The sequence below is a fragment of the Amycolatopsis sp. N2S4-7 genome, from assembly GCF_058119595.1.
On record NZ_CP172299.1, the window covers coordinates 5,181,327 to 5,200,341 of the forward strand.

The 19,015-nt window shown below is 69.8% G+C and carries 21 protein-coding genes; 7 read left to right on the forward strand and 14 right to left on the reverse strand.

Translation table 11 applies throughout. From position 1 onward, the window contains the following. Positions 1 to 24: 24 nt before the first annotated feature. Positions 25 to 438, forward strand: a complete 414-nt coding sequence (locus tag ACH54P_RS23965) for an NUDIX hydrolase (protein WP_489916297.1) — start codon at positions 25 to 27, stop codon at positions 436 to 438. Between the two features lie 39 nt (positions 439 to 477). Here ACH54P_RS23965 and ACH54P_RS23970 read toward each other — a convergent pair whose 3' ends face one another. Together ACH54P_RS23970 and ACH54P_RS23975 are read right to left on the reverse strand one after the other, a co-directional pair. Beyond that, the gene (locus ACH54P_RS23970; RefSeq protein ID WP_489916299.1) at positions 478 to 1,569 is read right to left on the reverse strand and encodes a DUF2332 domain-containing protein; all 1,092 of its coding nucleotides are present in this window, start codon (positions 1,567 to 1,569) and stop codon (positions 478 to 480) included. 7 nt (positions 1,570 to 1,576) lie between these two features. Continuing rightward, the gene (locus tag ACH54P_RS23975; RefSeq protein WP_410675195.1) at positions 1,577 to 2,080 is read right to left on the reverse strand and encodes a MaoC family dehydratase; all 504 of its coding nucleotides are present in this window, start codon (positions 2,078 to 2,080) and stop codon (positions 1,577 to 1,579) included. Between the two features lie 320 nt (positions 2,081 to 2,400). Here ACH54P_RS23975 and corA point away from each other — a divergent pair, with 320 nt between their 5' ends. From corA to ACH54P_RS23990, 3 genes are all read left to right on the forward strand, one after another. Continuing rightward, positions 2,401 to 3,483 carry a magnesium/cobalt transporter CorA gene (gene corA / locus ACH54P_RS23980; RefSeq protein ID WP_489916301.1) on the forward strand — a complete coding sequence of 361 codons (1,083 nt, stop codon included), beginning with the start codon at positions 2,401 to 2,403 and terminating at the stop codon, positions 3,481 to 3,483. Between the two features lie 271 nt (positions 3,484 to 3,754). Further along, a complete protein-coding gene (locus ACH54P_RS23985; RefSeq protein ID WP_489916303.1) occupies positions 3,755 to 4,405 on the forward strand; it encodes a metallophosphoesterase family protein in 651 nt (216 codons plus the stop codon). Further along, entirely contained in the window at positions 4,402 to 5,241 is an 840-nt protein-coding gene (locus ACH54P_RS23990) for a chromosome partitioning protein ParB (RefSeq protein WP_489916305.1), read from the forward strand. The genes ACH54P_RS23985 and ACH54P_RS23990 overlap by 4 nt, the downstream gene beginning before the upstream one ends. Here ACH54P_RS23990 and ACH54P_RS23995 read toward each other — a convergent pair. The 3 genes from ACH54P_RS23995 to ACH54P_RS24005 all read right to left on the reverse strand — a co-directional run bounded on the left by ACH54P_RS23995 (position 5,227) and on the right by ACH54P_RS24005 (position 8,038). Next, positions 5,227 to 5,979 carry a hypothetical protein gene (locus ACH54P_RS23995; protein WP_489916307.1) on the reverse strand — a complete coding sequence of 251 codons (753 nt, stop codon included), beginning with the start codon at positions 5,977 to 5,979 and terminating at the stop codon, positions 5,227 to 5,229. The genes ACH54P_RS23990 and ACH54P_RS23995 overlap by 15 nt on opposite strands. Continuing rightward, a complete protein-coding gene (locus ACH54P_RS24000) occupies positions 5,979 to 6,473 on the reverse strand; it encodes a SigE family RNA polymerase sigma factor (RefSeq protein WP_489916309.1) in 495 nt (164 codons plus the stop codon). The genes ACH54P_RS23995 and ACH54P_RS24000 overlap by 1 nt, the downstream gene beginning before the upstream one ends. 65 nt (positions 6,474 to 6,538) lie before the next feature. Continuing rightward, positions 6,539 to 8,038 (reverse strand): MFS transporter, encoded by a 1,500-nt coding sequence (locus ACH54P_RS24005; RefSeq protein ID WP_489916311.1) that lies wholly within the window; start codon positions 8,036 to 8,038, stop codon positions 6,539 to 6,541. A 119-nt stretch (positions 8,039 to 8,157) separates the two neighbouring features. On the opposite strand from ACH54P_RS24005, the gene ACH54P_RS24010 reads away from it, so the two are divergent. Continuing rightward, a complete protein-coding gene (locus ACH54P_RS24010; protein ID WP_489916313.1) occupies positions 8,158 to 8,823 on the forward strand; it encodes a TetR/AcrR family transcriptional regulator in 666 nt (221 codons plus the stop codon). A gap of 277 nt (positions 8,824 to 9,100) precedes the next feature. Here the strand turns inward: ACH54P_RS24010 and ACH54P_RS24015 are convergent, their stop codons facing one another. Both ACH54P_RS24015 and ACH54P_RS24020 read right to left on the reverse strand, forming a co-directional pair. Next, a complete protein-coding gene (locus ACH54P_RS24015) occupies positions 9,101 to 9,265 on the reverse strand; it encodes a hypothetical protein (RefSeq protein ID WP_489916315.1) in 165 nt (54 codons plus the stop codon). Positions 9,266 to 9,368: 103 nt separating this feature from the next. After that, a complete protein-coding gene (locus ACH54P_RS24020; protein ID WP_489916317.1) occupies positions 9,369 to 9,563 on the reverse strand; it encodes a PspC domain-containing protein in 195 nt (64 codons plus the stop codon). Between the two features lie 253 nt (positions 9,564 to 9,816). On the opposite strand from ACH54P_RS24020, the gene ACH54P_RS24025 reads away from it, so the two are divergent. Next, positions 9,817 to 10,722 (forward strand): hypothetical protein, encoded by a 906-nt coding sequence (locus tag ACH54P_RS24025; protein WP_489916319.1) that lies wholly within the window; start codon positions 9,817 to 9,819, stop codon positions 10,720 to 10,722. A gap of 40 nt (positions 10,723 to 10,762) precedes the next feature. On the opposite strand, the gene ACH54P_RS24030 is transcribed toward ACH54P_RS24025, so the two are convergent. The 6 genes from ACH54P_RS24030 to ACH54P_RS24055 form a co-directional block, all read right to left on the reverse strand. Continuing rightward, a complete protein-coding gene (locus ACH54P_RS24030; RefSeq protein ID WP_489916321.1) occupies positions 10,763 to 11,944 on the reverse strand; it encodes an ABC transporter ATP-binding protein in 1,182 nt (393 codons plus the stop codon). A gap of 4 nt (positions 11,945 to 11,948) precedes the next feature. Further along, positions 11,949 to 12,788: a carbohydrate ABC transporter permease gene (locus ACH54P_RS24035; protein WP_489916323.1), complete on the reverse strand. Its 840-nt coding sequence runs from the start codon at positions 12,786 to 12,788 to the stop codon at positions 11,949 to 11,951. Beyond that, positions 12,788 to 13,759 (reverse strand): carbohydrate ABC transporter permease, encoded by a 972-nt coding sequence (locus ACH54P_RS24040; protein WP_489916325.1) that lies wholly within the window; start codon positions 13,757 to 13,759, stop codon positions 12,788 to 12,790. Before ACH54P_RS24040 ends, ACH54P_RS24035 begins: the two co-directional genes overlap by 1 nt. Beyond that, positions 13,756 to 15,078, reverse strand: a complete 1,323-nt coding sequence (locus ACH54P_RS24045; protein ID WP_489916327.1) for an ABC transporter substrate-binding protein — start codon at positions 15,076 to 15,078, stop codon at positions 13,756 to 13,758. The genes ACH54P_RS24040 and ACH54P_RS24045 overlap by 4 nt, the downstream gene beginning before the upstream one ends. Before the next feature lie 244 nt (positions 15,079 to 15,322). Beyond that, the gene (locus tag ACH54P_RS24050; RefSeq protein WP_489905634.1) at positions 15,323 to 15,847 is read right to left on the reverse strand and encodes a YflT domain-containing protein; all 525 of its coding nucleotides are present in this window, start codon (positions 15,845 to 15,847) and stop codon (positions 15,323 to 15,325) included. A gap of 111 nt (positions 15,848 to 15,958) precedes the next feature. Then, positions 15,959 to 17,155 carry an acyl-CoA dehydrogenase family protein gene (locus ACH54P_RS24055; RefSeq protein WP_489905635.1) on the reverse strand — a complete coding sequence of 399 codons (1,197 nt, stop codon included), beginning with the start codon at positions 17,153 to 17,155 and terminating at the stop codon, positions 15,959 to 15,961. A gap of 164 nt (positions 17,156 to 17,319) precedes the next feature. On the opposite strand from ACH54P_RS24055, the gene ACH54P_RS24060 reads away from it, so the two are divergent. Next, positions 17,320 to 18,042 carry a DUF4190 domain-containing protein gene (locus ACH54P_RS24060; RefSeq protein WP_489905636.1) on the forward strand — a complete coding sequence of 241 codons (723 nt, stop codon included), beginning with the start codon at positions 17,320 to 17,322 and terminating at the stop codon, positions 18,040 to 18,042. On the opposite strand, the gene ACH54P_RS24065 is transcribed toward ACH54P_RS24060, so the two are convergent. After that, positions 18,039 to 18,923: a slipin family protein gene (locus ACH54P_RS24065; RefSeq protein ID WP_489905637.1), complete on the reverse strand. Its 885-nt coding sequence runs from the start codon at positions 18,921 to 18,923 to the stop codon at positions 18,039 to 18,041. The two genes, ACH54P_RS24060 and ACH54P_RS24065, sit on opposite strands and share 4 nt — an antisense overlap. Positions 18,924 to 19,015: the final 92 nt, after the last annotated feature.

Sequence of the window (19,015 nt, forward strand, 5' to 3'; positions counted from 1 at the left end):
TCGGTCACGTCTACCCTTCGGGACATGGAGGGCCTCACCAGCGCCACGATCCGCTGTGTCGGCGGGATCGCGCACGACGAACACGGCCGGCTGCTGCTCATCCGGCGGGCCAACGACCCCGGTTCGGGGCAGTGGTCGCTGCCAGGTGGCCGAGTCGAACCGGGCGAATCAGACGAAACAGCCGTCATCAGGGAGCTGCGGGAGGAAACCGGGCTGGACGTGATTCCGGGCACACTGATCGGGACGGTGACCCGCGGGCCCTTCGAGATCCACGACTACGCCTGCGAAATCGCGGGCGGCGTTCTCACCGCCGGTGACGACGCCTCCGACGCCCGTTGGTCCGATGCGGCAGACCTTTCGGCCCTGGAGACGGCCGGGGAGCTGGTGGATCTCCTCTACGTCACCCTGCGTGACTGGAACGCCCTTCCCCGGGCCTGACCGGCCGCCTCCGAGCGGCTCCGGGCGGTTCCCGGGGCCCTACAGCGGCAGCCAGGTCATCCGCTGGCCGTGCGGTGCCGTCCGCGCCAGGGCGTGCGCCTCCGGCTTCCCGCCGTCCCAGCGGACCACGCCCAGCGTCGCCAGCCCGTCGCCTGCCAGGTCCGAGCGGCCCGGCAGCACCGTCTCGAGCGCGGCGCCGTAGAACTCCTCCGAGACCCACCACAGCGGCCGCTCCGCCGCCAGCTCGGCGAGGCGCGAGACGAACTCCGCCCGCCGTTCCGGCGCGAAGTACGCCAGCACGTGGCTGGTCAGCACCACCAGCGGCCCGTCGAGCGTCGAGGCCGCCGCCGCCAGGTCGTCCACGCCGTCGCCGGTGATCAGCTTCGGCCGGTGCTTGGCCTGCTCGGCCGCCGCCGTGCGCAGCAGCCGGATGCGGTCCGGCTGGTCGGCCCACACGCAGGCCTCGAGCCAGGCCAGCTCGTCTTCGTCGGACAGGTCGACCGGCGCCCGGTCGAGCCCGGCCCGGCCGGTCACCGCGAGCTTCTTCGGCAGCTTCGGCGCCACCGCGCCCGGCGCCAGGTCGAGGGCGCAGTGCAGCCCGACCGCGGCCTTGGCCGGGCCCGCCGTCAGCTGCTCGCCGCCGTCGCACTGGTAGCGGTAGCCGAAGCGGTCGAGGCCCAGCAGGAGCCCGGCGCTGCAGCCGACCTCCAGGAGGGCGACCTTCCCGCCGGCCTCCTTCGCCGCGCGCGCGACGCCCGGGTACAGCAGCGCGGCCCGCCGGACCTCGTTCGTCTGCGTGTACCGGGCGGCGATCAGCGCCCGCGCCTTGTCCGCCCGCTCCAGCAGGAACGACCGGAACAGCGGCCAGGTCTCGGAGTCGACGCCGTCGAAGCCGCCCAGCGAGGGGTAGTACCGCGAAAGCGGGTGGATCGGGTCGGCCTGGACGAGCCGGTGCGCGGTCGCCATCAGCAGCGTCGCGCGCACCTCGCCGTCGCGGGCCGACGCGAGCAGCCCGGCGACGTCGTCGTCCTCGGCCGCCTGCAGCGCCAGGTGCTCGTAGAGCGGCGACACCCCGCGCGCCTCGGCTTCCGCGAACGTGCGCAGTACGCCCTTGATCCCGTCCAAGTCCATCAGAGCCTCATTCGTGCGGGGTCGGGCGGCCCGGCTGCTCCCCGCCGCGGGTTTCCCCGTAGGAGCGCTTCGGCACCATCACCTTCCGGCGGAAGGTGCACACGATCGTGCCGTCCTGCTTGTAGCCGCGGGTCTCGACGTACACGACGCCCCGGTCGTCCTTGGACTTCGACGGCGTCTTGTCCAGGACTTCGGTCTCGCCGTAGATGGTGTCGCCGTGGAAGGTCGGCTTGACGTGCTTGAGGGACTCGACCTCGAGGTTCGCGATGGCCTTGCCCGAGACGTCCGGCACGGACATGCCGAGCAGCAGCGAGTAGACGTAGTTGCCGACGACGACGTTCTTGCCGAAGTCGGTGGTCTCTCCGGCGTAGTGCGCGTCCAGGTGCAGCGGGTGGTGGTTCATCGTGATCAGGCAGAACAGGTGGTCGTCGTATTCGGTGACCGTTTTGCCCGGCCAGTGCTTGTAGACCGCACCGACCTCGAACTCCTCGTAGTACCGACCGAACTGCACTCGTCTTCTCCCGTTCCGCGTAACACCGCGTGAGGCTGGTACGACACGCATCCGTAGTGAGGAGTACCCTCAACCATTGGTGTTCGCGCGTCAACGCGAGCCCCACCACTGTCGCACCCGGCCCGAAGGAGGTGAGGAACCCCGATGAGTAGTGGCGATAGTCCGCTCCCTAGTAGTCCCAGCGTTCCCACCTCACCGGCCGGCCGGCTCATCTCTCGGTAGGCCTTCTCCCCCGGGAACGCTGGTGTGTCGCCGGGCGGACGCATTTCCGCCCCTGGTCAGTCGTCTCGCACGACCACGCACGACGCCCAGGAGATCCCATGCCTGCCATTCCCTCGCTCGGCGGCCTCCGCGGCCGCGGCAACAAGGGCGCCGTACCCGTCCGCCCGATCCCGGTTCCGCTGTCCGCGTACGTCGTCGACTGCGCGGTGTACGTCGGCGGTGAACGCCTGCCGGGCCGCTGGACCCACTCGGAGGCGATCAAGGAGGTCCGCAAGCGCCACGAGGGGTTCGTCTGGATCGGCCTGCACGAACCGGACGCCCAGCAGATCCAAGGCGTCGCGGACACGTTCGGGCTGCACGAGCTGGCGGTCGAGGACGCGCTCGAAGCGCACCAGCGGCCGAAGCTCGAGCGCTACGACGACACGCTGTTCCTGGTGGTCAAGACCGTCCGGTACGTCGAGCACGAGTCGCCGACGACGGCGAACGAGATCGTCGAGACCGGCGAGCTGATGGTGTTCCTCGGCCGCGACTTCGTGATCACCGTGCGGCACGGGAACCACTCGGGGCTCGCGCGGCTGCGCCGTGAGCTGGACGAGGACCCCGAACGGCTGCAGCTGGGGCCGTCCGCGGTCGTGCACGCGATCGCCGACCACGTCGTCGACCACTACCTCGACGTCACGGGCCGGATCGAAAACGACATCGACGTGATGGAGGCGCAGGTCTTCGCGCCCCGGTCACAGGTCAGCGCCGAGCAGATCTACCTGATGAAGCGGGAGGTCCTCGAGCTGCGCCGGGCGGTGATGCCGCTGGCGACGCCGATCCAGCGCCTGGCCGAGGGCTACACGCGGCTGGTGCCCGACGACGTCCGCTCGTACTTCCGCGACGTCGCCGACCACCTCACGACCGTGTCCGAGCGGGTGGCGGCGTTCGACGAACTGCTGTCCACCCTGGTCGACGCGACGGTCGCGAAGATTTCCCTGCAGCAGAACACCGATATGCGCAAGATCACGTCGTGGGCGGCGATCATCACCGTGCCGACGATGATCGCCGGTATCTACGGGATGAACTTCGACTACCTGCCCGAGCTGCACTGGAAGTTCGGGTACCCGCTGGTGATCAGCGTGATCCTGGCGATCTGCCTGTTGCTGTACCGAATATTCCGGAAGAACGGCTGGCTCTAGGTCCCCCTTCGGTGAGGCTTGTTCAGCCGTCGGCCGGCGCGGGGTAGCTGCTGGTGATGAGAACTCTCGTCCGTTGCGCCGGCCTGACCGGAACAAGCCTCCTTCCCCACCGTATTCGGAGAGTTCGTGATGCCTCGCATGCTGTCCAACCTCAAGTTCTGGGCCCTCGCGCTCAGCGTCCTGTGGATTGTCGTCATCACTTTCGTCATCGTCGCCGACCCGGGGTTCGCGCACGGGATGAAATGACGCCCGGGAGTCCTATCCTGGGGTCATGCCGAAAGCGCTGGTCGTCTCCGACGAGGTCGACGAGCGGCTGTGGACCGACGCGGTCCGCGCCGTCTCCGTCGACCTCGTCATCGGCGCCGGCGACCTCCCGTACGACTACCTCGCGTTCCTGGCCGGCGCGCTCGACGCGCCGTGCGTGTTCGTGCCGGGCAACCACGACCCGGACCTGAGCGGCTACACGCGCTACGGCGGGCTGTCCATGAAGGACGGTTTCCCCACGGTCTGGCCGGGCCCGGACGGCGGCGTCAACGCCGACGGCCGGGTCGTCGACGTCGCCGGGCTCCGGTTCGCCGGGCTCGGCGGCTCGATCCGCTACAACGACGGGCCGAACCAGTGGACGCAGCGCCAGCAGGCGCGCCGGGCCCGCGGCCTGGTGCGGCGGGCGCGGGTGCGGCGCTGGCGGGACGGCCGCGACGTCGACGTCCTGCTGACCCATTCGCCGCCGCTGGACCTCGGCGACCGGCCGGACCCGGCGCACCGCGGGTTCGCCTGCCTGCACCGGACGATCGCCGCGCTGCGCCCGAAGTGGCTGCTGCACGGGCACATCCACCCCCACGGCGAGCCGGTGCCGGACCGCGTCGTCGGCGAAACCCGGATCCGCAACGTGGTGGGCCACCGGATCATGGAGTTCTCATGAAAGAGACGGGATTCCCCCGCGCGGACGCGGAGAACGACTTCCTCCGCGCACGCCGGGGCCAGGTGCTCTCGCGGCTTTCGACGTGGCTGCGCCGCGAGCCCGACGACGTCAACATCATGCTGCCGTTCCACGAGGTGGTGGAGGCGCTCGGCTACCTCGGCGAGCACCGGATCGGCCTGCGGGTGATCAAGCTGGACTCGATCGTGGGCACGGTCGACCGCAGCCGCGACTTCGACCGCCGCTTCCGCCCGACGTCCGGCCGGGTCCGCGAGCGCTGGGAGCGCCTGGCACTGGCGGCTCGCCGCGGCGAGGAGATCCCGCCGATCGAGGTGTACCGGGTGGGCGAACTGCACTTCATCATCGACGGCCACCACCGGGTCTCGGTCGCCTTCGCCCACGGACTGTCCACAATAGAGGCATCGGTGACGGTCGTCCGGACCAAACTGGACCCGAGCGGCATCCGCCACCGGGGCGACCTGATCGTCAAGGACTACCGCCGGCTGTTCCTGGAGCGCGTCCCGCTGACGGGCCACGCACGGGCGTCGGTGATCGTCTCGGACCCGTGGGACTACGCGAAGCTGGGCGAACACGTGGAGGCCTGGGGATTCCGCCTGATGCAGGACGAAGGCAAGTTCTGCGACCGCGCGAGCATCGCCCAGCGCTGGTTCGACGAGGAGTTCGTCCCGGTGGTGGGCATGCTCCGCCAGGCCCACCTGATCGGCGAGCGCACGGAGGCGGAGGCGTACATGTGGGTGGCGGCGGAACGGTACCGGCTGATCAGAACCCACCGCTGGGACGACGAAGTCATCGAGCGGCTGCGCTCACGGGGTCGCTAGAACTTCCAGTCCCGGCGTCAGCGCCAGCTCCCGCACCTGGGCGAGCGTCAAAGTCGGCTCCGGGCGCTGCTCGGGCAACCGGACGCCCTGCTGTTCCAGCACCCCGCTGCTGGTCGACCAGAACTGCACCTGCGCATCCGGGGCGGCCAGCGCCACCCGGTTCTTCACCGCGTCACCGGTGCGCACCGTCGACAACCGCAGAAGGCCCTGGGGTGTCTGCTCCGTGCGGCACGTGAGCTCCCCCGGTTCGCCGCACGCCGGGCCGCCAACGCCGCCGGGCAGGATCAGCACGTACACCGACCCGGCGCCCCGCGCGTCCGTCACCCGCACCCCCATGTGGAAGATCGCCTCGCCGGGCGCCTGCCCCATCGCGTCGGCGATCAGGTGGAACGGGTCCGCCGGCGGGGTCTCCCCCGGGATCGTCAGGCGCTCGATCCGCACGTCCGGGTCGAGCATCGAGCGGACGGCGTTGCCGACGAGGCAGCTCAGGCGGTCGGTGATCTGCTCGCGGGTGTCCGACGCCGTGGGGCACGGGCGGCTCGCGACTTCGGCCCGGTGCGGCAGCGCCACCACCGCCAGCCCCAGCGCGAGCACCACCACGATGAGCGCCACGGCCCCCGTGAGCAGGTGACGGCGGCGCGAGAGGCGGGCCGCCGCCAAGACCTCGTCGCCGGAGAGGCCGATCGGAGGCTCGTCTTCGGTCACGTACGCCGTCAGTGCGGCCCGGATGTCTTCCATCACCACTCCTCCGCCGTCGGCGCCGGCAAAACCGCGCGCAGGGCCTCGACCCCGCGGGCCGTCTGGGACTTGACCGTGCCTTCGGCGACGCCGAGCAGCGCAGCGACCTCGGCCACCGGGAGGTCTTCGAGGAACCGCAACACGACCATCGCGCGCTGCCTCGGCGTCAGGTCGTCCAAGGCGCGCTCCACGTCGAGACGCACGTGGCTGTCGCGGCCCGGTGGTGACTCCCGCTCGGGTACGGAAGAGGTCACGTACTCACGCCCGGAGGTCCGGCGGCGAGCCAGGAAGAGGTTCAGCAGGATGCGGCGCGCGTACGCGTCGACGGTGTCCGGCCGCACCCGCCGCCAGCGCCGGTACAGCTGGACGAACATGGCCTGGACCAGGTCCTCCGCCTCGTGCCAGTTGCCGCAGAACGCGAAGGCGACCCGGCGGAACCGCTGCACGCGCGCGGCGAAGTACTCGCTGAAATCGAGGTCTCTCGACGCCCCCACCCGGCCCTCCTTCGCACGTTCTCAGTGTTACTAGTGCGCGGAGGGCCGGGAAGGTTCAAGCGGACCTACATGTGCACGGCGCCAGGCGCCGCTTCCCCCTTCGGCACGCCCGGCCGCAGCAGCAGGCCGCTCAGCACCGCGCCCACCGCGAAGATCACGGCCGCCCACGTGAACGCCGTCGTGTAGCTCTCGATCGACGCCTCCGCCGCCAGCTGCGGGGTCGGGACCTTGCCCGCCACGTAAGCCGTTGCCGCGTTGCCTGCCAGCGTCGACAGCAGGGCCGTGCCGATCGAACCGCCGACCTGCTGCATCGTGTTGACCGCCGCCGAGGCGACACCCGCGTCGCGGGCCTCCACGCCGAACGTCGCGACGCTCATCGCCGGGGCCATGGCCAGGCCGATGCCCAGGCCCATCACCAGGAGCGGGCCCAGCACCCCCGACGCGTACGTGCTCTCGAGACCGATGCCGCTCAGCCAGAACAGCCCGACCGCGGCGATCGCCATGCCCGTCGGGACCAGCGGACGCGGGCCGAACCGCGGCAGCAGGACGCTCGTCGCCGTCGTGGCGGCCAGCATCAGCGTCGCCACCATCGGGAGGAACCCGACGCCGCTTTCGATCGGCGTGAAGTGCAGGTTCTGCTGCACGTAGAACGTCAGGAACAGGAAGATCGCGAACATCCCGATGGCGAGCAGGAACATCGCCAGGTAGGAACCGCCGCGGTTGCGGTCGAGCAGCACGCGCAGCGGCAGCAGCGGGTGCTCGACGCGCTGCTGCAGCCACCCGAACACGCCCAGCAGCACCACGCCCGCGGTCAGGAAGCCCCACACCGACACCGCCGACCACGAGTCCGCCTCGGCGTTCGCGAAGCCGTAGACCAGCGCGAACAGACCCGCCGACGCCGTGACCGTGCCCGGCAGGTCGAGCTTCGGACGCGGGCCGCCGGATTCCTGGCGGCGCAGCAGGATCGTGCCGCCGACGAACGCGACCACGGCGAAGATGATGTTGACGAACATGCACCAGCGCCAGTCGAGGTACTCGGTGAGCACGCCGCCGAGCAGCAGGCCGATCGCCGCGCCGCCACCGCCGATCGCCCCGAACACGCCGAACGCGCGACCGCGCTCCTTCGGGTCGGTGAACGTCGTGGTCAGCAGCGAAAGCGCCGCCGGCGCGAGCAGCGCGCCGAACACGCCCTGTGCCGCCCGGGCGAGCAGCAGCATCTCGATGTTGGCGGCCGCGCCGCCGAGCGCGGACACCGCCGCGAAGCCGGCGAGGCCGACGAGGAACGCGTTCTTGCGGCCGAAGAGGTCCGCGAGCCGCCCGCCGAGCAGCAGCAGGCTGCCGAACGCGAGCGCGTACGCCGTCACCACCCACTGGCGGGCGTCGTTGGAAAAGCCCAGGTCGATCTGGGCGGACGGCAGCGCGATGTTCACGACGGTCGCGTCCAGCACGACCATCAGCTGCGCGATCCCGATCATCACCAGGATCAGCCACCGTCTGGCGTGGTGGGGGTTTTCGCCGGCGCGCACGTCCCCCGGCGGCGCGGCGGCGAGCGTGGACTCGGTCATGGAGTGTCCTCACAGAGGGTGATCAAGACGCTATGTGGAGTAGGTATCTCCCCTTACGCGACCCAAGGTACACAAGAACCGGAGATGGTGCCTCTACTTGAGGAGCTAGACTGGACGACATGGCACGGGACGCTGGTCCCGCCGCACCGGCGCGGCCGCTGCGGCGTGACGCTGAACTCAACCGCCGTCGCATCCTCGCGTCGGCCCGCGAAGTGTTCGGCCTGCGCGGGCTCGAAGCCACGCTGGACGACATCGCCCACCACGCCGGCCTCGGCGTCGGCACGGTCTACCGCCGGTTCCCCAGCAAGGAACACCTGGTCGAGGCCATGTTCGCGGAGCGGATGGAGGAAATCGGCAACCTCGCCGCGGAGGCGCTGAAGGCCGAGGACGCGTGGCAGGCGTTCGTCGACTTCACGTGGAAGGCCGCCGAGCTGCACTCCGCCGACCGCGGGTTGCGCGAGATCATGCTGTCCAACAAGTTCGGCCACGAGCACGTCGCCGAAGAGAAAGCCCGCATGGTGCCGTTGATCACACAGCTCGTCGAGCGCGCGAAGGCGGCGGGCGGGCTGCGGTCGGACTTCGCCCCCACGGACATCCCGCTGCTGCACATGATGGTCGGCTCGGTGGTCGAGTTCACGTGCGCGGTGGACCCGGACCTGTGGCGCCGCTGCCTTGCCATGCTGCTCGACGGCCTCCGCGCCGAACCCGGCAAGGCGTCGGAGCTGCCCCACCCGCCGCTGGACGAGCGAGGCGTCGACGAGGCGATGTCCTGCTGGCAGCCCTGACTCAGCAGTTCGCGAGCGCCCGGGCGGCGGCCCGGCGGAACCCCCGATCCCGGGCGACGCTGCCCCCGCCGCCCGTCCAGAACCACGGCTCGTCCGCGGCCAGGATTTCGCGCAGCCCGGCGTGGCCTCCTCCGGAAGCGGCCCCAGTTCCGCGAGTGTCCGCACTGCCTCGGCTTCGGCCTCGGCGAGCACGCCGAGCAGGATCGGCGTCGCCTCCGCGCTGTCCCCCGTGAGCCGGGCCAGCGCACGGGCGACCGCCACCTCTTCCCGCCGTCCCTCACGGTCGAACGCCCGCACCGCCGGGACGTGCCGCCGCCGGGCCGAGCGTCGCGACCCGCTCGAGGGCGGCCCGGTCACCCCGGGCCAGGCCGTCGGCCAGGAGTTCGTCGGCGAAGGTAGTCGCGGCGGCGCTGCGAGCGGCCCGCGCGACGCTGAGCACCAAGTGCGGAGCAGCTCGGGCCCGGCGTCGGAAGCCAGTGCCCCGGCGGCATGTCGAGGGCGCCGGCCAGGTCCAGAAAGCCCTTGAGCGGTTCGCCGTCGACGGCTTACTCGGACGGGATGACCGCCCACATGATGAGGTAGGCCACGAACTGCGGGCCGGGCAGCAGGCAGGACAGCACGGCCAGCAGCCGCACGGTGTTGGGTTTCATGTCGAACCGCTGGGCCAGACCCGCGCAGACGCCGCCGATCATGCGGCCGTGGCGGGGACGGGACAGCCGTCGCGTGACCGGTGCGCTCATCGTCGTTTCCCTTTCCTCGAAGTTCCGATAGCTCCACTTCACCACCGGAGTACCGGCTTCCGCATCGCTCGCGGGAAGGATCGCTCCCTTAGGGGACGGCAAAAGCGAAAATCGTTCGGGAGTCGGCGGAAACCGGTGTTGCCGGGCCGGAAATCCGGTGACCTGCGCGTTCGTGCGCCGGGGTGCGGAAAATAGTGAGAGATGTCCCCGTCAGGGCTGGTTTTTCGCTCCGATGTGGTGATACTTGCACCCCGTGTACCCGCGCCCGAAAACCTTGGTCGTCGCGATGCTGTGCGCCCTGCTCACCGCCGGCTGCGCCCGCACCCAGGCCGCGCCCGAGCCGGCCACCGGGCCCACCCCGCTGACCGCCTCCGCCGCCCTCGGAGACTTCGGCACCGTCGACTACTGCAGCCTGCTGAACGTGCGCGAAGTGGCGCCCGGCGCGGCCGCCGTCCCGACGTTCGAGAACTGCCAGGCCCGGCTCGGCCCGCGCACGATCCTCGTCGGGCCGCTCGCCTTCGACTCCGACCCGAACATCAGGCCTTACGCCTACCCCGGGCCGGTGCCCGACGGCGTCGCGGTCCAGCAGTCGATGTTCAACGACCAGAGCGCGTGCACCCGCGCGATCACCTTCGCCGACGGGAACCGGCTCGACCTGTCGGTCACCGACGACGGCGACGACCAGGCCGGCCGCTGCGACGTCGCGGACGCGGCCGTCGGCTCGGCGCTGAGCGCGATCACCGCGGGCAAGGTCGGGCACCTGACGTTCCCGGAGCGCTCGTGGGGCCTGGTGGCGCCGTGCGTGCTGCTGGACAACCACGACCTCGACGACGCCGCCGGCCCCGGCAGCAAGCCGACGACCGGGCTGTCCGGGCACACCTGCATCCGCGGCAAGGTGAGCTTCAAGCTGACGGTGGAGACGGCGGACCCGGCCGGTCAGGTGGAAACGCTCGGCGGCCGCGAGGCGCGGGTCCGGGTCTCGGGCGCGTTCTGCCTGATCGACACCACCCAGCCGGCGCCGGGCCTGCCGGGACGCCGCGAGCTGGCGGAGATCAGCGTGGTGGAAACGGCCGGCACGGCGGGCGACGGCACGTGCGCGCTGGCCCGCACGGCCGCGACGTCGATCCTCCCCCGGCTGCCGACGGCCGGAAAGCCGTGAAGGCCACCTCGATCGCTCGAGGTGGCCTTCACGGACTCGCCTAGTCCTCGTAGGTGAGGTTCTTGCCGTTCGACGGGTCGAACAGCTTGATCTTGTCCGCGTCGTACCAGACCTCGAGGTCCGCGTTCTCCGCCGCGGACGACTCCGCCGAAAGGCGGGCCACGATCTGGGACTCCGCGCCCGGCACGTCGGCCGAACCGCTGTCCGCGGCGAGCTCGGCCAGCTCCGCGGCGGTGGCGGCCTCGCCCTCCACCGTGAAGTGGGCGTACTTCTCCGAGCCCATCGACTCGAGCACGTCGATGTGCGCGGTGAACGTCGCCCCGTGGGTCTTCTGGCCCGCCTCGACCACCGCCGCGTCCTCGAAGTGCTCCGGCCGGATGCCGACGATGACGTCGCGGGGCGAGTTCGCCTTCTCCACCAGCTGCCGGACGCGGTCCGTCAGCGGTGTCGTGCCCAGGGCGCTCCGCAGCTCGTTGTTCTCCAGCGTCGCCGGGACGAAGTTCATCGACGGCGAGCCGATGAACCCGGCCACGAACAGGTTCGCCGGGTTGTCGTAGAGGAACTGCGGCGAGCCGATCTGCTGCACGTACCCGGCCCGCAGCACCACGACCCGGTCGCCCAGCGTCATGGCCTCGGTCTGGTCGTGCGTCACGTACAGCGTCGTGGTGCCGAGCTGCTTCTGGATCTTCGACACCGACGTCCGCATCTGGCCGCGCAGCTTGGCGTCCAGGTTGGACAGTGGCTCGTCCATCAGGAACGCCTTGGGGTTGCGGACGATGGCCCGGCCCATCGCGACGCGCTGCCGCTGGCCACCCGAAAGGTTGGCCGGCTTGCGGTCCAGGTGCTGGGTCAGGTCGAGGATCTTCGCCGCCTCCTCGACCTTCGCCCGCACGGTCTTGTCGTCCACCTTGGCCAGCCGCAGCGGGAAGGCCATGTTCTCGCGGACGCTCATGTGCGGGTACAGCGCGTACGACTGGAACACCATCGCGATGTCCCGGTCCTTCGGCGCCTTCTCGTTGACGCGCTGCCCGTCGATACGCAGCTCACCGGACGTGATGTCCTCCAGCCCGGCCACCATGTTCAGCATGGTCGACTTCCCGCAGCCGGAGGGCCCGACCAGGACGAGGAACTCGCCGTCCCCGATCGTCATGTCCACTTCGGACACCGCGAGCGCGCCGTCGGGGTACTTCTTCGACACCTTGTCGAGCACGATCTCTGCCATAGCGCTACCCCTTCACCGCACCGGAGGTCAGCCCCGCCACGATGCGACGCTGGAAGAACAAGACGAACACAATGATCGGGATGGTGATCACGACCGCGGCCGCGCTCACCTGCCCGGTCGGGTCCTCGAACTGCGAGGACCCGGTGAAGAACGACAGCGCGGCCGGCACCGTGCGCGACGCCGTGGTCGACGTCAGCGAGATGGCGAACAGGAAGTCGTTCCAGCAGAAGATGAACACCAGGATCGCGGTGGTGAACACGCCCGGCGCGGCCAGCGGCGCGATCACCTTCCGGAACGCCTGGGCCGGCGTCGCGCCGTCCATCTTCGCCGCCTTTTCCAGCTCCCACGGGATTTCCCGGAAGAACGCCGACAGCGTGTAGATCGACAGCGGCAGCGCGAACGTGATGTAGGGCAGGATCAGCCCCGGCCACGTGTCGAACAGCGCCAGGTTCCGCTCGATGTTGAACAGCGGCGTCACCAGCGACACCTGCGGGAACATCGCGATCAGCAGCGAGAGCCCGACCAGCAGCTGCTTGCCGGGGAAGTCCAGCCGCGCGATCGCGTACGCGGCCATCGTGCCCAGCACCACCGCGATCACCGTGGAGATGATCGCGATGCCGATCGAGTTCACCAGCGCCAGCAGGAACTCCGACGTCTGGAAGATGTCCGCGTAGTTCTGCCAGGTCCACGACTGCGGGATGAAGTACCCGTCGGTCAGCGTGTCCTTGGTCTTGAACGACAGCGACACCACCCAGAGCACCGGCACCAGCGCGAACACCAGGACGAGGATGTCGACCAGGCCCCACCTGACCTTGCGGCCCGTCGTGACGGTTCCCATCACCATCAGCGCTTACCCCCGTTGTCCGAACCCGGTGCGGCCGTGCCGAACACCTTGATGAAGATGAACGCGATGATCGCCACCGTGATGAAGATCAGCACGGCCATCGTCGAGCCGATCCCCAGGTTGAGGCCCTTGACCAGGTTGTTGTAGGTCTGCATGGACACCGACCCGGTGTCCTGCGCGCCGCTGGTGAGCACGTAGATGTTGTCGAAGATCCGGAACGCGTCGAGCGTGCGGAACAGCAGCGCCACCAGGATCGCCGGCTTCATCACCGGCAGCATCACCTTCGTGAACCGCTGCCACGCGCTCGCGCCGTCCATCGCCGCGGCCTTCAGCAGGTCGTCCGGCACCAGCGCCAGCCCCGCCATCAGCAGCAGCGCCATGAACGGCGTGGTCTTCCACACCTCGGCGCCGATGATGATGAACAGCGACGGCCACTGCTGGGTCAGCGGCGCCGCGTCGGCGGCGAGGAAGTTCGCCAGGTAGCCGGTCTTCGGCGTCCACGCGTAGTACCACGAGAACGCCGCGACGACCGTGACGATGCCGTACGGGATCAGCGCAACGGTGCGGACCAGCCCGCGCCCGACCAGCGTCCGGTGCATCACCAGCGCCAGCGCCATGCCGAGGACGAACTCGATCGCCACCGACACCACGGTGAGGAACATCGTGGTGCCGAACGCCGTCCACCAGTACGAATTGGACAGCACGGCCGCGTAGTTGTCGAAGCCGACGAACTCCTGCTGCGCCGGGAACCGCAGGTCGTACCGCTGCAGCGACAGCCAGATCGAGTAGACGATCGGGTAGCCGGTGACCGCGATCATGACGATGAACGCGGGCGCGCACAGCCAGAGCCCGAGCCGTCGTTCGGCTCTCTTGCCTTCGGAGAGCGCGGGTTTGCCCTTCTTGCGGGTGGCCGCTCCCTCGGCGACCGTGGCCCCGGCGGTGTCGGCCGGGGTCGAGTCCTGAACGGTCACGGGATCACTCCCTTCGACTGGAGCGCGTCACTGAGCTGCTCGCGCAGCTTGTCCGCGGTGGCCTGCGGATCGATTTCGGCCGGCGGCGAGAGGATTTTCGACATCACCGTCGACATGTTCTGGTACGCCGGGGTCAGCGGCCGCACCGCGGCGTCCTTCAGCGCGTCCAGGATGGAGTCGCGCATCGGGTACTTGCTCGCCATGTTCGGGTTGTCGTCACCCGCCGGCTTCGACGGGTCGAGCGGCGTGTCGTTGTGGTACACCGATTCGATGGTCGGCGGCACGCCGTCGTTGATCGCCGAGAACTTCTGGTTCTCCGCGCTCCGCAGGCACAGCGCCGCCTCGTACGCCTCGGGCTTGTGCGCCGACAACGAGCTGACCGCGAGGTCGTAGCCGCCGATCGTGGTCTTGGCCGGCGTGCCCGGCTTCGCCTCGGGGTAGACCGCCCACTTCATGTGCGAAACGTCCTGCGGCTTGTCCTTCGCGTAGGAGGCGTAGACGAACGGCCAGTTCAGTTCGAACGCGGCGTCACCGCGCTGGAACGTCTGCCGGACGTCGTCCTCCTTCGAGTTGGTCAGCGACGGGTCGGTGATCCCCGACGACGCGATCGTCTTCAGCAGCGCGAGCGCCTTCACGGCGCCGTCGTCCATCACCACGGACTTGCCGTCCTCGGACAGGATGTGCCCGCCCATCGACTCGACCAGCGTGTTGTAGAAGACGACCAGGCCTTCGTACTGCGCGCCGGTGAAGACGATGCTGTGGGGCTTGCCCTGGCCCTTCAGCTCCTGCGCCTTGGCGATCATCTCGTCCCACGTCTTCGGGGGTGTGGGCGTGATCCGGTCGTCGTACCAGAGCAGCTGGACGTTCGTGTTCTTCGGCGCCGCGTAGAGCTTCCCGTTGTAGGTCGCGGTTTCCAGCGGACCCTGCAGGACGCCCGCGGACGCCGCGGCCTTGTTCTGGTCCTTCCATTCGTCGATCCACCCGGCTTCGGCGAACTCCGAAACCCAGGTCACGTCGAGCCCCAGGACGTCCATCGCGGTGTCGCCCGCCGCCAGCCGCCGCGCCATCTGGAGCCGCTGGTCGTCGGAGCCGCGCTGCAGCTTGTTGTAGACGATCTCGTAGCGGCCGCCCGCCGCCTGGTTGCAGTTGTCGACGACTTTCTGAAAGCTGTCCTCGGGCGCGTAGTAGACGTTGATCTTCAGCCCGCCACCCGAACCGCAACCGGCCAGCATGCCGGTCACCAAAGCCCCTGCCCCCAGCAGGACTGCGGTGCGGCCGGGCGAGCGTCCCCGTTTGCCCGCGCCGATCCTCTTCCCCATAAGGCCTCCTCACCCGCGTGCACGCCGGTTACCGCGGTACCCGGTGGGCACCGCGACGCGATGAGGCGAAACCGCGCCAGCACCCCGACGTGCTAGTGCTCGGGCCGCCACGCTGGTTGGGCGAGGCCGCCCGACTGGTGTCGGACAACTTATGCCGGGCGATCACACCCCGCAAGCAGTATCGGTAACGATTCAGCGCACCGCGCGTCGAATCGTGATTTTCCCCTGGTAGAAGAGGGGTTTTTCAGGGGTTCACGGACGGCGGCTTGAGCGCCAGTTTGGCGAGCAGTTCCCGGCCCTGTTCGGCCGAGCGCGGCTGGCACAGGACGTCGTAGCGGCCGGCGACGAGCTGGCTCGCCGAGGAGAAGTCCCGCCGCCCCCGCGACATGCTGTACCCGATCGCCGCGAACATCAGCCCGGACAGCACGCCGAGCACCAGCCCGGTGAGCAGCTGCAGCGCGAAGCCCTGGTTGACGAACAGGCCGAGCAGCAGCCCCGCGAACAGGCCGAACCAGGCACCGGAAACCGCGCCGGTGCCGAGGACGCGGCCCCAGCTGAGCTTTCCGATGACGCGCTCGACGAGCATCAGGTCGACCCCGACGATCGTGACGTCGCCGACGGAGAACTCGCTGTCCGCGAGGAAGTCGACGGCCTGCTGCGCCTCGCCGTAGGTCGCGTACGACCCGATCGGCCAGCCGGTCGGCGGGGTCGGCAGCCGCGGCAGCCCACCGGGGGCCCGGCCCCCGCCAAAGGGACTACTCACCATCATCACCTGCGCACTCGTGGGTCCTGGGCGTCCATCTTGTCAAGAACGCCCGGACCGTGCGAGCCGCTTGCCCCGAAAGGCCGGGCGCGAATTGTCGATTCGGCGACAATCGCGTCAGGAGCGGGACTTGTACTCCCGCAGCAGGCCGCGGCTGATGATCGTCTTCTGGATTTCGCTGGTGCCCTCGCCGATCAGCAGGAACGGCGCCTCGCGCATGAGGCGCTCGATCTCGTACTCCTTGGAGTAGCCGTAACCGCCGTGGATGCGGAAGGCGTCCTGCGTGACCTCCGCGCAGTACTCGGACGCGATCAGCTTGGCCATGCCGGCCTCGACGTCGTTGCGCGCGCCGGAGTCCTTGAGGCGGGCCGCGTTCACCATCATCAGGTGGGCCGCCTCGACCTTGGTCGCCATCTCGGCCAGCTTGAACGCCACTGCCTGGTGTTCGGCGATCGCCTTGCCGAACGTCTTGCGCTGCTGGGCGTACTCCACCGCCAGCTCGAACGCCCGGATCGCGATGCCGCACGCGCGCGCCGCGACGTTCACCCGGCCGACCTCGACACCGTCCATCATGTACGCGAAGCCCTTGCCCGGCGCGTCGCCGAGCACCATGTCCGCGCCGATCTTGAAGCCGTCGAAGACCGCCTCGGTGGTGTCGACGCCCTTGTAGCCCATCTTGTCGATCTTGCCGGGGATGGTGAGGCCGGGCGCCACCTCGCCGAAGCCCTCCGGCTTCTCGACGAGGAACGTCGTCAGGTTCTGGTGGGGCTTCTCCGCGCCCTCGTCGGTCTTCACCAGCAGCGCGATCAGGTTCGACGAGCCGCCGTTGGTCAGCCACATCTTCGAGCCGTCGATGACGTAACCGTCGCCGTCCCGCTTCGCCCTGGTCTTGATCGCGGCGACGTCCGAGCCGAGGTCGGGCTCCGACATGGAGAACGAGCCGCGGACCTCGCCGGTGGCCATCCGCGGCAGGAAGTGCTGCTTCTGCGCTTCGGTGCCGTGGCGGGAGATCATGTGCGCCACGATGAAGTGGGTGTTGATCACGCCCGAGACGCTCATCCAGCCCCGCGCGATCTCCTCGACGACCAGCGCGTAGGTCAGCAGCGACTCGCCGAGGCCGCCGTACTCCTCCGGGATCGTGATCCCGAACAGGCCCATCTCCTTCATGCCCTCGACGATGTCGGCCGGGTACGCGTCGGCGTGCTCGAGCTCCTGGGCGTGCGGGATGACCTCCTTGTCCACGAACTGGCGGACGGTCGCGAGGATCTCCGACTGCACGTCGGTGAGGCCGGCGGTCTGGGCGAGACGGGCCATCACGGCTCCCTTTCCGGAGTTCGACGCCGGCTCCCGGCGCTGGGTTACCGGTGAGTATGACCCCAAACGCGCCACCCTGCTATGAGGGCGCTCACGCTCCGGTGTCCCGGCTTCGGGGCGTCGTCCACTAGGTTGAGGTCCAGCACGCACCGAGGGGATCCGTCATGACCGACCCGTCCGGGGACAAGGACCGTCCGGCCGCCGATCCGGCCGTGTCGTACGACCCGCCGCCGACCGCGGACCCGGCGCCCTACGCGCCGGAGAACTACGACCCGCCGGCCACCGCGGACACCACGGTCTCCGACACGACGATCGCGGACACGACCTCCGCGGCCGACACCACGGTCGCCGCTACGGGAGCCGGGGACACGACCGTCACCGCTACGGGAGCCGGGGACACGACCGTCACCGCTCCCGGAGCCGGGGACACGACCGTCGCCGACACCACTTTCGCCCCGCCGCAGCCCGGTCAGCTGCCGCCCGGCGCGTTCGAGACGCCCGCCGCGCACATCCCCGGCACGCCGTACGCCGCTCCCGGCCGGCCGCAGCCGGTGTACCAGCACCCGATGTACCAGCCGCCCGGCCACCAGCAGCCGTTCGCGGCGCCGGCGGCGTACGGGCGGCCCTACGCCATGCCGCCGCAGAAGCAGGACAACGCACTGGCGATCGGCGCGCTGGTCTGCTCGATCCTCGGCTTCTGCTCCGGAGTCACCGCACTCGCCGGGGTCGTCATGGGCCACATCGCGCTGAGCAAGACCAACCGCGGCGAAGCGGGCGGCCGCGGGCTCGCCACGGCCGCCGTGATCGTCGGTTACGTCGTGGTCGCGCTCTGGGTCGGCTTCTTCACCACCCTGATCATCCTCGGCGTGAACGGCTACCTGGACTAGTCCGCGGCCGGCAGCACGGCGTCGCCGGGGCTGCGCGGAGACGGCGTCGCGTGGCCGTTCGCCTCGGGTTTCGCCTCCGCCGTCTCGACCGCTTCGGGCGCGGGGGCGGCCGGCGGGGCGGCGGCCTGCTTCGGCGTCTGCGCGTCGAGGAACCGCAGCAGCTCCACCGGGAACGGCAGCACCAGCGTCGAGTTCTTCTCCGACGACACCTGCACGACCGTCTCCAGCAGCCGCAGCTGCAGCGCCGCCGGGGTGTCGGCCATCTGCGCGGCGGCCTGGGAGAGCTTGTACGACGCCTGCAGCTCGCCGTCGGCGGAGATGACGCGGGCGCGCCGTTCCCGCTCGGCCTCGGCCTGCCGCGACATCGAGCGCTTCATCGCCTCCGGCAGGGCGACGTCCTTGATCTCGACGCGGTCGATGTGGATGCCCCAGTCCAGCGCCGGGCTGTCGATCATCAGCTCCAGGCCCTCGTTGAGGCGCTCCCGGTTGGAGAGCAGGTCGTCGAGGTCGCTCTTGCCGATGATCGACCGCAGGGACGTCTGCGCGACCTGGCCGACGGCGGACCGGTAGTCCTGCACGTTGACCGCCGCGAGGACCGGGTCGATCACCTTGAAGTAGACGACCGCGTCGACCCGGACCGTGACGTTGTCCCTGGTGATGCCGTCCTGGGCGGGCACCGGCATGGTCACGATCTGCATGTTGACCTTCTGCATCCGGTCCACGAACGGCACCAGCAGCTTCAGGCCGGGATCCGCGACGTGTCCCCGCACGCGGCCGAACCGGAAGATCAGGCCGCGTTCGTACTGCTTCACCACGCGCACGCCGGCGGCGAGCCAGGCTCCACCCGCGACGACGACGGCGCTGAGAATCTCCACCACCATGGCTGCTCCCGGGGTTGGCGTTTCCCCTGAAATCCCAGCGTACGCCCGTGCGGACCCCGAAGAAATGCGCTGGACGTCGCTGTCAGCCTGGG

Excerpts from the sequence above, each read along its gene's own strand:
- ACH54P_RS23965 (WP_489916297.1), top strand. The coding sequence starts at position 25 with ATGGAGGGCCTCACCAGCGCCACGATCCGCTGTGTCGGCGGGATCGCG.
- ACH54P_RS23970 (WP_489916299.1), bottom strand. The coding sequence starts at position 1,569 with ATGGACTTGGACGGGATCAAGGGCGTACTGCGCACGTTCGCGGAAGCC.
- corA (WP_489916301.1), top strand. The coding sequence starts at position 2,401 with ATGCCTGCCATTCCCTCGCTCGGCGGCCTCCGCGGCCGCGGCAACAAG.
- ACH54P_RS23985 (WP_489916303.1), top strand. The coding sequence starts at position 3,755 with ATGCCGAAAGCGCTGGTCGTCTCCGACGAGGTCGACGAGCGGCTGTGG.
- ACH54P_RS23990 (WP_489916305.1), top strand. The coding sequence starts at position 4,402 with ATGAAAGAGACGGGATTCCCCCGCGCGGACGCGGAGAACGACTTCCTC.
- ACH54P_RS23995 (WP_489916307.1), bottom strand. The coding sequence starts at position 5,979 with ATGGAAGACATCCGGGCCGCACTGACGGCGTACGTGACCGAAGACGAG.
- ACH54P_RS24005 (WP_489916311.1), bottom strand. The coding sequence starts at position 8,038 with ATGACCGAGTCCACGCTCGCCGCCGCGCCGCCGGGGGACGTGCGCGCC.
- ACH54P_RS24010 (WP_489916313.1), top strand. The coding sequence starts at position 8,158 with ATGGCACGGGACGCTGGTCCCGCCGCACCGGCGCGGCCGCTGCGGCGT.
- ACH54P_RS24020 (WP_489916317.1), bottom strand. The coding sequence starts at position 9,563 with ATGAGCGCACCGGTCACGCGACGGCTGTCCCGTCCCCGCCACGGCCGC.
- ACH54P_RS24030 (WP_489916321.1), bottom strand. The coding sequence starts at position 11,944 with ATGGCAGAGATCGTGCTCGACAAGGTGTCGAAGAAGTACCCCGACGGC.
- ACH54P_RS24035 (WP_489916323.1), bottom strand. The coding sequence starts at position 12,788 with ATGGTGATGGGAACCGTCACGACGGGCCGCAAGGTCAGGTGGGGCCTG.
- ACH54P_RS24045 (WP_489916327.1), bottom strand. The coding sequence starts at position 15,078 with ATGGGGAAGAGGATCGGCGCGGGCAAACGGGGACGCTCGCCCGGCCGC.
- ACH54P_RS24050 (WP_489905634.1), bottom strand. The coding sequence starts at position 15,847 with ATGATGGTGAGTAGTCCCTTTGGCGGGGGCCGGGCCCCCGGTGGGCTG.
- ACH54P_RS24055 (WP_489905635.1), bottom strand. The coding sequence starts at position 17,155 with ATGGCCCGTCTCGCCCAGACCGCCGGCCTCACCGACGTGCAGTCGGAG.
- ACH54P_RS24060 (WP_489905636.1), top strand. The coding sequence starts at position 17,320 with ATGACCGACCCGTCCGGGGACAAGGACCGTCCGGCCGCCGATCCGGCC.
- ACH54P_RS24065 (WP_489905637.1), bottom strand. The coding sequence starts at position 18,923 with ATGGTGGTGGAGATTCTCAGCGCCGTCGTCGTCGCGGGTGGAGCCTGG.